Origin of the sequence: Sphingobacterium sp. SYP-B4668 (genome assembly GCF_027627455.1) — a bacterium.
Classification (GTDB): Bacteria; Bacteroidota; Bacteroidia; order Sphingobacteriales; family Sphingobacteriaceae; genus Sphingobacterium.
This window is the reverse complement of sequence record NZ_CP115483.1, coordinates 3668715-3683778: the sequence shown is the minus strand read 5'-3', so window position 1 is coordinate 3683778 and position 15064 is coordinate 3668715. Positions and strand designations below refer to the sequence as shown.

The 15064-nt window shown below is 42.0% G+C and carries 12 protein-coding genes; 7 read left to right on the top strand and 5 right to left on the bottom strand.

What is annotated here, in order from left to right; genetic code table 11:
- Positions 1 to 61: 61 nt before the first annotated feature.
- The 3 genes from OQ289_RS15170 to OQ289_RS15160 all read left to right on the top strand — a co-directional run bounded on the left by OQ289_RS15170 (position 62) and on the right by OQ289_RS15160 (position 4873).
- A complete protein-coding gene (locus OQ289_RS15170) occupies positions 62 to 1366 on the top strand; it encodes a family 10 glycosylhydrolase (RefSeq protein WP_270087703.1) in 1305 nt (434 codons plus the stop codon).
- A 154-nt stretch (positions 1367 to 1520) separates the two neighbouring features.
- The gene (locus OQ289_RS15165; RefSeq protein ID WP_270087702.1) at positions 1521 to 3002 is read left to right on the top strand and encodes a calcineurin-like phosphoesterase C-terminal domain-containing protein; all 1482 of its coding nucleotides are present in this window, start codon (positions 1521 to 1523) and stop codon (positions 3000 to 3002) included.
- Between the two features lie 41 nt (positions 3003 to 3043).
- On the top strand, positions 3044 to 4873 hold the full coding sequence (locus tag OQ289_RS15160; protein ID WP_270087701.1) for an FAD-dependent oxidoreductase: 1830 nt from the start codon (positions 3044 to 3046) through the stop codon (positions 4871 to 4873).
- A 208-nt stretch (positions 4874 to 5081) separates the two neighbouring features.
- Here the strand turns inward: OQ289_RS15160 and OQ289_RS15155 are convergent, their stop codons facing one another.
- The 5 genes from OQ289_RS15155 to OQ289_RS15135 all read right to left on the bottom strand — a co-directional run bounded on the left by OQ289_RS15155 (position 5082) and on the right by OQ289_RS15135 (position 9055).
- Positions 5082 to 5525, bottom strand: a complete 444-nt coding sequence (locus OQ289_RS15155; RefSeq protein ID WP_270087700.1) for a DMT family transporter — start codon at positions 5523 to 5525, stop codon at positions 5082 to 5084.
- 21 nt (positions 5526 to 5546) lie between these two features.
- A complete protein-coding gene (locus OQ289_RS15150) occupies positions 5547 to 6683 on the bottom strand; it encodes an alkene reductase (protein WP_270087699.1) in 1137 nt (378 codons plus the stop codon).
- A 4-nt stretch (positions 6684 to 6687) separates the two neighbouring features.
- The gene (locus OQ289_RS15145) at positions 6688 to 7539 is read right to left on the bottom strand and encodes an alpha/beta fold hydrolase (protein WP_270087698.1); all 852 of its coding nucleotides are present in this window, start codon (positions 7537 to 7539) and stop codon (positions 6688 to 6690) included.
- A 72-nt stretch (positions 7540 to 7611) separates the two neighbouring features.
- Positions 7612 to 8517 (bottom strand): helix-turn-helix domain-containing protein, encoded by a 906-nt coding sequence (locus OQ289_RS15140; protein WP_270087697.1) that lies wholly within the window; start codon positions 8515 to 8517, stop codon positions 7612 to 7614.
- 187 nt (positions 8518 to 8704) lie between these two features.
- Positions 8705 to 9055 (bottom strand): DUF2200 domain-containing protein, encoded by a 351-nt coding sequence (locus OQ289_RS15135; RefSeq protein ID WP_270087696.1) that lies wholly within the window; start codon positions 9053 to 9055, stop codon positions 8705 to 8707.
- Positions 9056 to 9326: 271 nt separating this feature from the next.
- Between OQ289_RS15135 and OQ289_RS15130 the strand changes: the two genes are divergently transcribed.
- The 4 genes from OQ289_RS15130 to OQ289_RS15115 all read left to right on the top strand — a co-directional run bounded on the left by OQ289_RS15130 (position 9327) and on the right by OQ289_RS15115 (position 15062).
- Positions 9327 to 9785, top strand: coding sequence for an SgcJ/EcaC family oxidoreductase (locus OQ289_RS15130; protein ID WP_270087695.1), 459 nt, complete (start codon positions 9327 to 9329; stop codon positions 9783 to 9785).
- Between the two features lie 246 nt (positions 9786 to 10031).
- Positions 10032 to 10589, top strand: a complete 558-nt coding sequence (locus tag OQ289_RS15125) for an RNA polymerase sigma factor (protein ID WP_270087694.1) — start codon at positions 10032 to 10034, stop codon at positions 10587 to 10589.
- 52 nt (positions 10590 to 10641) lie between these two features.
- The gene (locus OQ289_RS15120; protein ID WP_270087693.1) at positions 10642 to 11685 is read left to right on the top strand and encodes a FecR family protein; all 1044 of its coding nucleotides are present in this window, start codon (positions 10642 to 10644) and stop codon (positions 11683 to 11685) included.
- Between the two features lie 89 nt (positions 11686 to 11774).
- Positions 11775 to 15062, top strand: a complete 3288-nt coding sequence (locus OQ289_RS15115) for a SusC/RagA family TonB-linked outer membrane protein (RefSeq protein ID WP_270087692.1) — start codon at positions 11775 to 11777, stop codon at positions 15060 to 15062.
- Positions 15063 to 15064: the final 2 nt, after the last annotated feature.

The window sequence follows — 15064 nt, the reverse complement described above, 5'->3', positions numbered from 1 at the left end:
CGAATGAACATAATTTGAATCTGCCAGCTGGCGGATGACAATTTAAAAACAGATTATACACATGAAAAAATATTCATTTTTACTGATAAGTGTCCTTATCGTTTTGCTTGCTTGCAGCAAAACAAAGAACGATCCCGAATATATAGAGCAGGAGATTCCCTTAGATATCGAACGGGACCATGTAGCGGCCAAACCTATCCAAATGTGGATAGACGCGCATGCTAACTTAAGCCTTTTTGCGGATAAGGCCAATATCACGGCCTATATGGAAAAGATGAAAGCTACAGGTTTTACAGAAGTGTACGTAGATGTGAAGCCTGGTATAGGCTATGCAATGTATGATAGCGATATACTCCCACAGCTGACCAAATGGGATAATATTACGATTAATAGGGACTGGGATTACCTGGCTTTCTGGTTGGAAGAAGCCGAACGGCTGGACATGTCGGTAATCGCTAGTCTTTCGGTGATGGGCTACGGGTATACCAAAACTAAAGAAGGATTGGTATACGATACTAACAAGTGGGATGGGAAAACCCAGTTGGGGATGTTGGATGCTTCGAAGCCTACTGTGTTGACCGACATCCGCAACGATAGGGAAGCGGATGGAGCAATGCTGAATCCAGCGCTTCCGGAGGTACAGGAGTTTGTAACGTCAGTCATTGCAGAGGTAGCGACCAAATATCCGAAGCTGAAAGGTATCGCGCTGGACTACTGCCGCTGGTGGAGTGCTGACTACGGATTTGGCGATGCGACCATTTCTGCCTTCAAGACTTATAGTGGCAAATCGGTGAACAGTAATAATGACATTATCACCAGCACCGGGGGTATTGGTCCGATTTATAAAGATTGGATTGAATTTCGCTCCATGTCAGTGACCAACCTCATTACCAATATACGGACGAAAGTGAAGGCTATTAATCCGAAATTGGAGTTGCACCTTTGGGCTTCGGCTGATTGGGCTTCGCGCTATGGAGTTGGACAGAATTGGGCAAGCAAAGACTATAAGCCTACGCCTAGTTCCATCTATACGGATACCTATAGTAAGACCGGTTTTGCTGATCAAATTGATGTATTTTCATTAGGTGCCTATACCGAAAATATCTATACCTCGGAGAATCCAGGTTCGGTGTGGTCAGTCGAAAATTTTGTCACGACATACGATAAATTTATCCAAAAAGACTGTAAAGTCTACGGTTCGTTTGCATCATATGCCTACGGTACAAATGCAGCCAAGGTGTCGGATGCGGTGTACCTATGCCTGAAAAATACCGAGGGACTGATGACGTTTGAAATCTCGCATGTCATCAATAACAATCAATGGAGCGCCATCAAAGCAGGAATCGATCGCGTTTATAAGAAATAATCAACCTTCAGAAGTACGTTATTTGCGTTAAAACGGCCATGCCTATCCGTAGGGGTAAGCATGGCTGCAAATAGCGGAGTGCTTCGTTTTCTTATCGATAGGTGGTGTATATCTGTAGAAAGTGAAGGTGAAGTGCCTAATATGGAATACAGTGATGAAAAAAAACAGACTAGCTATATGCTTGTTCTTATTGATGCTCTGTGCATCCCAACAACTGTTGGCTCAGCAGCATGCATTGAAGAGGACATTCTTCGGGAAAGTATCGGTTCAAGGTAAAGGAATTCCAGCGGTGGCCGTCAGCGATGGTGTTCAGATAACCTACACGGATAAAAAGGGAAACTATAAGTTGTCTAGTATAGAGAATGTGGAGTTTGTATTCATCAGTACGCCGGCTGGTTTTACGACAACTATCACCAATGGGGTTCCTGATTTTTTTAGACGCGTGAGCAATCGGACAACGGTCAAACAACGCTTTGATTTCGAATTGGAAAGGAATGATAAAGATGAATATCGGCATACTCTGGTAGTCTGTGCAGACCCGCAGGTTGGATTTGACGAAGATGTCCCCAAATTGGAAGCTATTTTAACAGATATGAAGGGACATGTTCGCGACTATTTTGCTGATCAAGCGGTCTATGGAATCATGTGTGGTGACATTGTCGAAAATATAGATCAGGTGTCGCCTACCTTTCAGGATATCCGACAGCGTTTTACAGCTACAGGAATCCCGTTTTTTTATGTCGCGGGGAATCATGATATGGACCTCGACATGCGATCGAACCATCGTTCGAAGTCTCGGTATGAAGCTGTTTTTGGTCCGTCCTACTATTCGTTTAATCGGGGAAAGATCCACTATGTAGTATTGGATGACGTATTTAGCACCGGACGGGCATATGGCTATATCGGATATTTGGAGGAAAAGCAATTGCATTGGTTGGAACAGGACTTGGCTCAGGTGCCCGAGGGTAGTACGGTAATGGTGAGTATGCATATCCCAACATATTCGGTAGCCGCTCGAAAAGGCGAATTTGGAAAAGAGGAAATCAAGAAGGTGCTGCAGAATCGTCGAGCATTGTACAAGCTATTGGCTCCTTATAAGGCTCATATACTCTCGGGACATGAGCATTATCAAGAGAACTATGTTGTGGTCCCCAATCTTCTTGAACACGTGCATGGTGCACTCTGCGGAATCTTTTGGCAAGCACCCTATAATAGTGATGGTACCCCACTGGGGTATACGGTTTACGAAATAGTTGGAGATGAGGTTTCTTGGTATTTTAAAGCAGCTGGCCTTCCTAAGGACATACAGTTTTCCGCTTATTTACCGGGAACGGATCGACAGCATCCAGATGCGCTGATCGCTAACGTCTGGAATTACGACCCCGAATGGAAGGTATACTGGTACGAAGATGGAGTCAAAGTGGGAGAGATGAAGCAGGCTCAGGGATGGGATCCTGATATCGTGAAATATGTGACCGCCCACCAGCAACAGTTTCGGTATACATATGTTGGCGCAGGACCAACAGAACATATATTTTATGCAGTACCCACCAATAAGAATGCCCAATTTAAGATTGAGGTAATCGATCGTTTTGGTAGGGTATATACCGCTGAGCCACGTGCTGCTCATCTATAAAACATAAAATAAACCAACATCAATAATGAAGATTGAAACCAATGAAAATACAATTTATAACTTTAAAAGCTGTTGTTATCACTTTTTTGCTGTCGTATTGTTGCCCCGAATTGACTTTGGCCCAGCAACGGCTGTCTGTAGAGGTATTGGTGGTCGGAGGAACGACTAGTGGCATATCTGCTGGTCTATCGTCGGCTAGAGCAGGTGTGAATACATTAGTTGTGGAGGAGACGCCATGGATAGGCGGGATGTTTTCTGCTCAAGGGGTTGGCGCCGTAGACGGTAACCATCATTTACCTTCGGGCATCTGGAATGAATTTAGAGAAGAGATAAGGAAGCACTATGGAGGTGCTGGGGCGGTCCATACGGGGTGGGTGAGCAATACCCTATTTGAGCCCCATGTGGCGGATAGCGTGTTCAAAGCGATGGCGCACAAAGAGAAGGACCTACGTATCATTTATGGGTACTATTTGGATAAGTTAATAAAAAAGGGAAACATCATAAAGGGGGCCGTTTTTCGGAATGCCAATGACGAAAAGCTTGTTGTGCATGCAGCGGTCACTATTGACGCAACCGACATCGGGGAGAGTCTTAAGATGGCTGGGGCGGCTTACCGATTGGGGATGGATGCACAAGAGGAAACTCATGAGTCGGGAGCTCCCGACAAAGCAAATGACATTGTGCAGGACCTGACTTGGGTCGCGATCTTGAAAGACTATGGTGTGCATGCGGATAAAACCATAGCACGGCCGAACGGCTACGACCCTGAAGAATTTAAAGGATGCTGTGCTGAGACGGTGGATCAGGTGAAAATTGATTGTGCGTATATGATTCAGTATGGGCGAATGCCTCATAATAAATACATGATCAATTGGCCCAAATACGGGAACGATATTTATCTGAACGTGGTGGAAATGTCACGCAACAAACGAGACAAAGAACTGAAAAAAGCAAAGGAACAAACGCTTAGATTTGTGTACTATTTACAGCATGAATTGGGCTTTAAGCATTTAGGCTTGGCGGATGATGAATTCGAAACGAGCGACTTATTGGCTTATAAGCCTTATCATCGAGAAGGCAGACGGGTAAAAGGAATCTCTTTCTTGACATATAATGATGTGGAGAAACCCTATGGGCAGGCTACACATCTTTATAGAACAGGTATCTCTGTAGGTGATTATCCGGTAGATCACCATCATGCTAAACATGCCGATGCACCGAAGATCGGTTTTGATCCGGTACCATCGTTTAGCATTCCCCTAGGGTCACTTATCCCAGAATCTGTTAATGGATTGATTGTAGCCGACAAAGCAATTTCGGTTTCTAATTTGATGAACGGATCGACACGATTACAGCCAGTGGTGCTTCTGACTGGACAAGCGGCGGGGATATTGGCGGCCTTGTCGGTGAAGCAGGGTAGGGCTCCGCGTGCCGTATCCATTCGGGAGGTACAGGAGTTGTTGTTACAAGCAAAAGCTTATATCATGCCGCTGTATGATGTGCCAGTGACAGATTCTGATTTTAATAATATCCAAAAAATAGCCGCGACAGGTATTCTTAGGACATATGGCGAGCCTTGGCAATGGGCAAATCGCACGTGGTTTTATCCTGATAGCATGCTGACTGTAGCAGAGTTTTCAAAAGGCTTGCATGATTTCGATAGTCGCATACCTATTATGACAGATACGCAGGTGTTGACTAGTCGTGAGGCAGTGACTTTAATTGCTAGAATCTGCGAGGTTAAAGAGATTCCCAAGCCTATGGAATATGCAGATATCCCGATTTCGAAGCGCGAGCTGACCAAGTTGCTGATGAAGTTTCTAAACCCCTTTGCAAAACAAATAGATCATCAGGGGCATTATGTCGAATGATTGTAAATTATCTCTTTTTATTCAAATCCTCTATATCGAAAATTCTTTATTCCATTCCGAATAAAAAGAAGGTGTATCAGTAGACTGTTAAAGTCGTTACGAGGAGCAGGTGCGACGACGCACCAGCGGAATGTTGTCGATAATATTCCGTTGGTGTGTCGCTACATGCCTCAATTACTTTTTTTGACTTCGGATACAAATTGAGAGCTTACATTTTCTTTATGAGAATGACCCCCAGTATGACAACACAAATACCTGCAATTCGCCCCCATGACAGCGATTGTTGTTGAGCGACCAATATGTTAAAGTGTTCAAGTGCTAACGAAATGACCATCTGTCCCGCAACCACTAGCCCAAATGTCAAACCTGGCCCAAGTTTAGGAAAAGCCAAAACGACTATTGTAACGTAGAAAGCTCCAAGTATTCCCCCGCTCCATACTGCCGCTGGAGCCGATCGTAGGTTTTGCATTACGGCATGCTGTTGCGTAATCAACATATATATGATTAAGCCTAGAGCGCCGATGATAAACGAGATCGTGGAAGCGTGTATTGGACTTTCTACTATTTTACCCAGTTTGGTATTGAGTCCACCTTGTAGCGGTAATACAGCTCCAGCCAATAGAGCAAGCACTATCCATATTGTTTTTTCCATTTTTTTTAGTTTAAAAGAGTGTTATATTTTTCCAGAATTAGCATCTTCTTTTGTTTCCATGTGGTAGGTAGGATAATCCGTGTAGCCCTGATGATTACCACCATAGAATGAGGTCCTATCACCTTCCGCCAGTGGCCAGTTATGATACATTCTGTCCGTCAGATCTGGATTGGATATGAATGGACGCCCAAATGCAGCTAAGTCTATTAGATTATTGTCCAATAATTCATTCGCAATTGTAGCCGTCATCCCGCCAGCAAGTATCAGCGTACCCTTAAATCGAGATCTCAATTGGGCGAGAAAGCCATTTGGCCACGCATCACTGAAATCTAAATTGCGCATGTTCATAAGATGAATGTAGTTGATAGTTAGATTATTCAGTTTTTCTGTGATATTGTAGTAAGTTGCCTCAATTTCATCATAGTGTTTCATATCATTCAAGGTGCTAAACGGACTTAAACGAACACCTACCCGAGATGCTCCAATTGCTTCACTTATAGCTTCTACCACCTCAAGTAAAAATCGGCTTCGATTTTCAATGTTACCACCATATTCATCTTGACGCATATTGACATGTGGATTTAAAAATTGCTCCATTAGGTATCCATTTGCAGCATGAATCTCTATTCCATCAAAGCCCGCGATGATCGCATTCTTTGCGGCATGGACATAATCTGCGATAGTGGATAATAGCTGTTGTCTGTCCATGGAGACTGGTCGCGATGCTTCTACAAACCCAGGGATTCCGTCCTTAGTATATCCGTAGGCATTTGTGTTTGCAGCGCGTATTGCTGATGAAGATAGGGGAGCATTTCCATTAGGTTGGGTAGAATAGTGCGATACTCTACCTACATGCCAAAGTTGTGCATAAATTTTACTGCCAGCTTGATGAACTTGGTCGACCACAGATTTCCAGCCCGCCACTTGCTCATCGGTATATATTCCGGGTACAAATAAAACGCCAGAAGCTGTAGGAGATATGATAAGACCCTCTGTAACAATCAGACCTGCGCCACTACTTCCTGAACGTTGGCTATAATATAATGAGTTTGTTGCATTGGGTACTCCGTCTGTATTTCTTGCACGGGTCATTGGAGACATTACTACTCTATTGAGTAAAGGGGCTTCCATGAACTTGTAGGGATTAAAAAGTTTCATTTTTCTATGATTTTAATGATATCAATAATTCTTCGTGAAATCTATCCATCTCTTCCCATAGCAATGCATGGCCACTATTTTCAAATGGAATCAGCGTACTCTTGGAAAAGGTTTGTTGCATTTGTTCTGCAAGTAGATAGGGACATATTTGGTCTTTCTTTCCGTGGAATATCGTGACAGGGATTTGGACCTTGGCTATTTCGTCCCTCAAGTCAGTATCACGTAAAGCGATTAAGCTTTGTTCGGTTGCATAGAGCGAGGCTTCTATACCCATTGAAAATATCCAAGAAAGGTACTCTTTAATAATGAGGCTGTCCTTTGCACCAAGTGCCAAGCCGACAGATTGGATTACTGAGGGACGGTTACGATTGAGTTGAACGAGTAGAGCATCTACATCTTGAACGGTGGGGCCGGCGTATGTATAGTCGTCTCGTTTGGTGTAAAGCGGAACCGCCGCTCCAATCATCCAAAGCTTGTATATATTACTATCGCCATACTTGGCGATGTATTTTATTGCTACTGCGGCACCCATTGAAAATCCCCCTAGGACAATGTTTTGAAGACCCAGCGATTCAATCACAAGATGTAGATCTTCTGCGAATTGATCGTAGTTGTAATTACCGTATGGTTTGCTGGATTTGCCAAAGCCCCTGAGGCTGACAGTGATGACGCGATACCCCTGTTTGTTTAGATATTGAGCTTGGTACTCAAACATCTGCTTATTTAATGGCCATCCATGTATCAGAAGTATTGGGAGTCCACTTCCAGTGTCGGAATAGTCTATGGATACGCCTGGTGCTACCTCTATTCCGAGGGGAGAGATGATTGGGCTTTTGTTTACTGTTTTTGCTTCCATAATATTTAATTTCTTATAGAAGCAAAATTGGAAAATAAACGATTGACCTATTTATTCGTATCAATCAAATGCTTATTCAATTGAAAGTGTAGCATTGCGAAATGAACTTGGAGAACTTCCAAAGTTCCGTTTGAAGAAAGTGTTGAAATTGGAGGCATGTTCGAATCCTAAGCAGTACGCTATTTCCGAAATATCCCAATTTGTTGATAGCAAGAGCGATCTCGCTTCATTCGCAATCCTAGCAGCAATTAATTCCGAAGTCGTCTTTCCAGTCGTTTCCTTCAGTGTTTTATTGAGATGATTGACATGAACCATTAGATGATTGGCGTATTCATTGGCATTTTTTAGACGAATTGCTTGGTCCGCAAAATCTATCCGAAATTGCTGTTCCAATAGTTCTACGAACAATGAAGTCAACCGTTCTCCGGCATTCGTTGGTTTGTAAAATTCTGTCGGAGGTGTCATTTTTAATGCTTCGTGCATCACTATCTGTACATAGTTTCGCAGCAAGTCGTACTTGTTTGTGTATTTTGAATTGACCTCCCGGGACATATTTTTGAAGATTTCTTGTAGAAATCCTCTTTGATTATCATCCAGTAAATATATTTGATTCGCCCCCACTTGAAACAATGGAGTTTGGATTAATGTATCCTTCTTTAATGAGTTATTAATGAAATCATCGGTAAATAAACAGAAGTATCCAGTTTGTCGTTCAGAAATGGGCTCCCAAGAATATGGAATCATTGGATTTCGAAATGTAAGAGCACTTCCATTAATATGGATAGCCTTATTTGCAGTCGAAAGTATACCTTCGCCTTCAACAATTAGGGTGATTTTGTAGAAATCGCGCCTATTGTTTTTTAAAAAGGTGGTATGGCAGGCAAACTCCTCCCGTTTGTACACATTAAACTGTTCTTTTGGAATGTTTGATAGACCATGTTCATCAAAAAATTCCTTAACCGATATTCTAGTTTTCATTAAATTATATATTGATAAGCGTATATATATCAACAAATAAAAGACAGAATCACACTTAGGGGCTCTTCTTCGCTGTATTTGAATTGTTGTTGAGTAAATCTAAAATAAATGTATTAACCCAAAATATTGTCTTCTCAATCACATGTTTAGCAAAATAAATAACATGCAATGGATGGATGCTGGACAACTACTTCCTCAAGATCTTTTCCATGGCCCTGCCCTTGGACAACTCGTCTATCAATTTGTCCAAATACCTAACTTTTCGCATCAATTGATCTTCAATCTCCTCGATGCGATACCCGCAAATGACTCCAGTAATCTTAGAAACATTGGGATTGAGTTGAGGGGCCTGGGCAAAAAAATGTTCAAAGTCCGTCTTGCGTTCAATATGCTGTTGCAACGCTTGTTCGTCATAGCCTGTTAACCAATGGATAATCTCATGTACCTCTTCTTTACTACGTCCTTTCTTCTCCGCTTTGGTGATATAGTGTGGGTATACACTCGCAAACGACATCTTGTATACTCTTGTATTGTCCATTTTATTTGATTTTAATCCTCAACTTTTACTATTCCCGTGCTATACATCTACCGGTGGTGCTACATCGGTAGGCAGCCAGACTAGTTTACTAGTCTAAATTTAGCAAAATTTACGGAATGGCTTAGTTTATTAGGTGGTGTTTACATATCATTGCTGGTCATGGCACAGCAATGGCTCTTGAGCTATGGTTACCGCGATAGCATAAGAGAATGATAAGGTTATATTTGTCGACATGCCAAGTAAATTATTAATTTTAAGACGAAGTTAAGAAATGGAAACCAAAGCACTGATACCTGCAGATATCCCACGGCTATTCATCGAGGCTTGGAATGACCGCCGAGTAGATGACCTAGCGAGTCTCTTTGAAGAAGATGCTGATTTTGTAAATGTTGTCGGAATCTGGTGGCACAGCCGTGATGCAATTTTCAAGGCACATGATTATGGCCTGTCGGTCATTTTCAAAGACTCTACTTTAAAATTGGGAACAGTAAAGGTCAAGCTATTAGGGAGTGATTACGCTATTGTCCATGCTCGAATGCGATTGAGCGGGCAGACGGCACATGATGTGACTGCAGGGCTCCGGCAAAATCTATTTATTTTTGTGCTGCGTAGATATGATAGTCATTGGTTATGTGTATCTGCTCAGAATACAGATATCGTCATCGGTGCTGAAACACATATTCGAGAAGAAGACGGAAAGTTATCTCCGGTGGACTATAGGGGACGATGAAAAATGTTACTTGCTATATATGACCAAATGCTTGGACGGCATCTTATTGCCATAACTGGTTTGGATAATTTGTATTATCTTTTGCTAAATGTTTTCAGAATTCTATCTTTATACATCCATGTATAAATCTAGTATACCGCCATTCGATTTTTATTAACATCGAATTAAAGTAGATTAGGTAATTTGTTAATATGCTTTGTTCATATTAGCAGAATGCCGACAGAACAGCATTTACTAACTAAAACCATGTCTTGGACAAAATTTTTGAAGGGTGATTCGGATGCATTTGCTTTGTTATATAACAACTATATCGATGATTTGGTTCGCTACGGTATTCGATTTCATGCCGACAAAGCTCTGGTTGTCGATTGTATCCATGATCTCTTCGTAGATTTATACGGCAATACACGTATAGCCCAACAGGTGAATGTCAAATTCTATTTGTTTTCTTCATTACGGAGACGGATCCTTAAGACTCGGAGGCAGCAAGCAGGTGAATCATTGGAGACGGTCCAAGAAGACTTGCTGGCCGTCGGCTCACATGAATTGAATTTTATTCTACAAGAAGATCAAAGGCTGTTGAGTATCAGGGTGAAAGAAGAAATCGAGCGACTTCCCAAACGCCAGCAAGAGATCCTGTATCTCAAATACTACATGGACTTTAGTTACGAAAATATTGCCGAAATCATGGGGGTGAGCGTTGAATCTTGCCGCACCCTTTCCTACAGAGCGGTAAGGTCTTTAAAAACACAGATACCAGCATTTGAACTGACTTCCATATTAATTCTAATTTTTTCCAAATAAAATGTCTATGCTTCCATAGCTTTTTGCTCTATGTATGTAAAAGAGCAAAAAATTGGAAAAGAATAAGGAAAAACTTAGACAGCTATTCGACATTCGAGAGAAAGATCAACTACTTGAGGAGGAAAAGCAAACTCTTCTCGCAGATATATTGCGTAGCGGTAGGACCGTTCATTTTAGAAAACGTATAGTACAGCTTTCTGTGGCCGCTGCTATACCCCTGATTCTGACATTATCTTTTTATTTCTTTAAATCGATGTCTTCACCTGTAGATCTCCAACAGATTGCCCAAATGCATCGCGGGCAAATGGACCATTCGGACCACATCCAATTAATACAGTCCGAAAATGAAAATTCTAATAAATCAAGAGATGGATTCCATGGCAGGTCTGATAAATCCTATACCTCAGATAGCGTTATATACATTGCTAATAGTGATAACAAATCCCAATTTACTACCATCTATGTACCCTATGGTAAGCGACAAGAAGTAACGTTGGTAGATGGTACCAAAGTTTGGTTGAACGCAGGGTCATTTTTGACGATGGCTAATAATTTGGGTGAGGGCGAAAGGCGTGTTTTTCTGAATGGAGAGGCCTATTTTGACGTTGCTCACACCGGGACACCCTTCTACGTTGAAATGCGTGAGAATGCTGTTCATGTAATGGGAACTTCCTTCAATATCAACAATTACGACGATAATCGCGCTACTGTCGTGGAATTGATATCAGGTTCTATACTTTTGAAAGACAATGCGGATCGATTTGAAAAGATAAAAATGGAGCCGGGGCAGCGGGTTACCGTAGAACGTGCTACTGCACAGGTCAAGATGGAGAGATCAGGGGGAGGGCAAGATATCTTGTGGCGCGAAAAGCAATTGGTTTTAGATCGTCTGCCATTATCTGATTTATTCAAGAAACTAGAAAGATTTTATAATATCCGGATACAGGCTCCACCACAGCTTGCTCACGTTCAACTTTCGTATTCTGGACGATTGGATTTGCGAGACGACGTGGTATCCATCATTAACGACATTTATGAATTGAGAGACTACCAAATAGAACTTAAAGAAAAGGAGGTTATTATTCGAAAAAAATGAAACCATTGAAAGAATAGACAAGAAAGAGCGGCAACTCCTTCTTGTCATTTACTATTGATCTTATTACACTTTTAAAATCTTTTAAATTTATGAAAAAAAATCAACCTCGGCAATTCAGGGCCGGGCTAATACCTATTTCTGCTAAACTGGCTTATTATATGAAAGTTTCCGGCGTGTTGTGGACATTGATGCTGCTGAGCTTGTCTTCGCAGGCATTCTCCCAAAAAATATCAGTTGACCTTCAAAATGCCTCTTTTAGGGCCTTTTTGACGGTCCTTCAAAAGCAAACAAGGGTTGCGCTTATGTATAACGACAACCTTATTAAAGACAAACGAATATCCCTGAGAGTGGAAGGAATATTGTTAGAGGATCTACTAAAGACCGAACTTCCAAAGCATGGATTATCCTATTCTCGAAAAAATAACCAAATAACGATTGTTCCCCACAAAATCGAGGGAGTGGCAGTTATTGAAAGCATTCCCGTCAGGAATCCTGTCATACAAGAAGAAATAAAAATCAAGGGGCGGGTTTTTACGAATACTGAACCACCCCAAGCATTAGCACATGCTTCTGTAGCGGTATTGGGTACTTCTAAAGGAGTCTTGACTGACGAAGCCGGTTATTATGAAATAGCGCTCCAAAAGGGGCAAACCCTAGTCTTCACGATGGTAGGATATGCCTCAAAGCAGGTTGTGGTCTCCAAGGCCGAGACCAATCTAACCGTTTCCTTGGAATTGGATGTTTCTGAATTAGAGGAAGTTGTTGTTGTGGGGATGACAGAGATGCAGCGTAAGCATATCGCGAGCTCGGTTGCAAGCTTGGACGTTAAATCCAATATAGCAGGAAAACCCATCACCAATCTGTCTCAATCGTTGCAAGGTGGGGTCACCGGATTGCAGGTGCAGCAGGGATCTGGACTACCGGGTGGAGATGCTGCTAGTATCAAGATTCGTGGTATTTCTACACTCAATAATGCCGAACCCTTGGTATTGGTCGATGGTGTCCCTATGGATATGAACCATATCGATCCGGTAACTGTGGAAAGTGTCACCATACTAAAAGATGCTGCCGCAGCAGCTATATATGGTGCTCGAGCGGCCAATGGGGTTATTTTGGTTACGACCAAAAGGGGTAAGGCTGGACAGATTAATATCTTATATGATGGGTACTACGGCATGCAGACTCCCACTATACTGCCAGAGTTCGTAGACGCTCCAACTTACATGAAAATGTATAATTATGCAGTAGTCGCTTCTGGAGGTCAAGAGTTTTATACTGACGAGCAGATCAGTAAGACCATTGCTGGGGATGACCCTATCAATTATCCAAATACCAATTGGACTAAAGAACTTATCGACGAGTATTCGCCCATTACCTCACACTCCCTTGCCGTGAGCGGTGGAAATGATGTGGCGAGATTTGCCGTAACGGGTAATTATATGTCCCAAAAGGGGATGTTGCCCCTGAATAATACCGATCGATTTAATATTAGGGCCAATACTTCTGTGTCCTTATCTAAGAAATTCCTGATTAATTTGGATGTATTAGGGATTCGCAGGAATACCATGTATCCCAATCGGCCCATTAGCAATGGTGGTAGCCGGATGTTGGATGATTTGTATCGCTTGGAGCCGACCATCCTTCCTAAGTATCCACAAGAAGAGGGGTGGCCAACTATCTATGGAAGATATGCCGATATCGTCAATCCTATCGCTTATAAAGAGGTAGGAGGTACTATAGGCTATCAATATGATCAAGCCACTATTAATATGCAGCCTAAATGGACTATTACAGACAATCTGAGTTTACGTGGTCAGTTTAGCTACAGACTTAACAATGATGTCTATAAACAGAAACGGGATAATTTCTATTTCTTCGATTATTATACCAAACAGCTCGTGCAGACATGGGGTGTACAGCGTGATGCATACTCTGAGCTGCGAGATACTTATTTTTTCCTCAGCGGCGCCCTAGATTATAACAAGGATTTTGGTCGGCATAGTGTATTTGCAATGGGTGGTTTCTCGAGTGAAAAATTCAATAATGGATATTGGAATATGTCTGCACTGGTTTCCGCTTATACCAAGGTCAATTACTCCTTTGATGATAGGTATCTGGCCGAAATCTCTTTCCGTGCAGATGGATCTTCTAAGTTTGGTCCAGGAAATAAATTTGGATATTTCCCATCTCTAGCCCTTGGCTGGAATTTGCACAATGAAAAGTTTTTTGAGATTGATGCCATCAATAATTTCAAGATTCGGGCTTCGTATGGACAATTGGGCAATGAGAATATTGGACTCTATAAGTATCAGAACCTGATTAATACGTCCAATGGTACAGAGAGTGTCTGGGGCAATCCAAATGTGAGCTGGGAGAAAGTAAATATCCTTGATTTGGGATTCGACCTCGCTTTGTTCAATAGTAAGCTTAGTATGACCTTTGATTACTATGATAAGCGCACCTCTGACGTCTTACTTATGCCTGCCGTTGCTCCGTCAGGTGCGGTAGGTTCCGCTCCCATCAACGCTGGTGAAGTGATGAATAGAGGGTATGAATTCTCATTCAATTACAATGGTAATTTTTCAGAAGATTTCTTGTTTTCTGTGAAACCCGGGATAACCTACAATAAAAATAAAATAACAGATATATTAGGCGGGCCATACATCAGCGGGATAGAAGTCAATGAGAAAGGGTCCGCAATAAAGAGCTACTATGGTTACCTTTCCGATGGCATCTTGCAGTACAGCGATTTTGAAGAGGATCGGTTGACTGCTAAGGTTCCTTTAGCAGGCAAGCAGGGGCCCGGTGATATCAAATATGTGGATTTGAATGCAGACGGTATTATCGATGAAAATGATCAGCGAGTGATGGGAGATCCTACTCCACGGATTAATTATTTTGCGAATTTCAACTTCACATATAAAAATCTGGACCTTGAATTCCTACTACAGGGAGCGGGCAATCATGATTATTCAGGTAATCTAGGTGGAAAGTCTGCAGGCTACTTATGGCATCCGCTCAATTTGAGTGCATCTGGAGGCGTACCTACGACTTATAGAGCAGCCAATACGTGGAACGAGAATAACCAAGATGCCATCTATCCGCGTCTTTTGGCAAATCCGGCAGCCAATGTTTTACGTAGTGATTTTTGGTTGTTCAATGCCAAGTACATGCGTGTTAAATTTATACAGTTGGGTTATCGCTTGAATTCAAAGGCTATGAATAAGTACGGAATTAAATCTAGCCGAATCTATCTCAATGCCCAAAATCCTTTGCTCATTACCGGGTTGAAGATGGCAGATCCAGAATCGCAGGGCGGATCTTATACACATCCGATCATGAAAACATTCTCTGTTGGTGTTACTGCTAATTTTTAATA

Excerpts from the sequence above, each read along its gene's own strand:
- OQ289_RS15125 (WP_270087694.1), top strand. The coding sequence starts at position 10,032 with ATGTCTTGGACAAAATTTTTGAAGGGTGATTCGGATGCATTTGCTTTG.
- OQ289_RS15130 (WP_270087695.1), top strand. The coding sequence starts at position 9,327 with ATGGAAACCAAAGCACTGATACCTGCAGATATCCCACGGCTATTCATC.
- OQ289_RS15145 (WP_270087698.1), bottom strand. The coding sequence starts at position 7,539 with ATGGAAGCAAAAACAGTAAACAAAAGCCCAATCATCTCTCCCCTCGGA.
- OQ289_RS15140 (WP_270087697.1), bottom strand. The coding sequence starts at position 8,517 with ATGAAAACTAGAATATCGGTTAAGGAATTTTTTGATGAACATGGTCTA.
- OQ289_RS15155 (WP_270087700.1), bottom strand. The coding sequence starts at position 5,525 with ATGGAAAAAACAATATGGATAGTGCTTGCTCTATTGGCTGGAGCTGTA.
- OQ289_RS15115 (WP_270087692.1), top strand. The coding sequence starts at position 11,775 with ATGAAAAAAAATCAACCTCGGCAATTCAGGGCCGGGCTAATACCTATT.
- OQ289_RS15170 (WP_270087703.1), top strand. The coding sequence starts at position 62 with ATGAAAAAATATTCATTTTTACTGATAAGTGTCCTTATCGTTTTGCTT.
- OQ289_RS15150 (WP_270087699.1), bottom strand. The coding sequence starts at position 6,683 with ATGAAACTTTTTAATCCCTACAAGTTCATGGAAGCCCCTTTACTCAAT.
- OQ289_RS15135 (WP_270087696.1), bottom strand. The coding sequence starts at position 9,055 with ATGGACAATACAAGAGTATACAAGATGTCGTTTGCGAGTGTATACCCA.
- OQ289_RS15165 (WP_270087702.1), top strand. The coding sequence starts at position 1,521 with ATGAAAAAAAACAGACTAGCTATATGCTTGTTCTTATTGATGCTCTGT.
- OQ289_RS15160 (WP_270087701.1), top strand. The coding sequence starts at position 3,044 with ATGAAAATACAATTTATAACTTTAAAAGCTGTTGTTATCACTTTTTTG.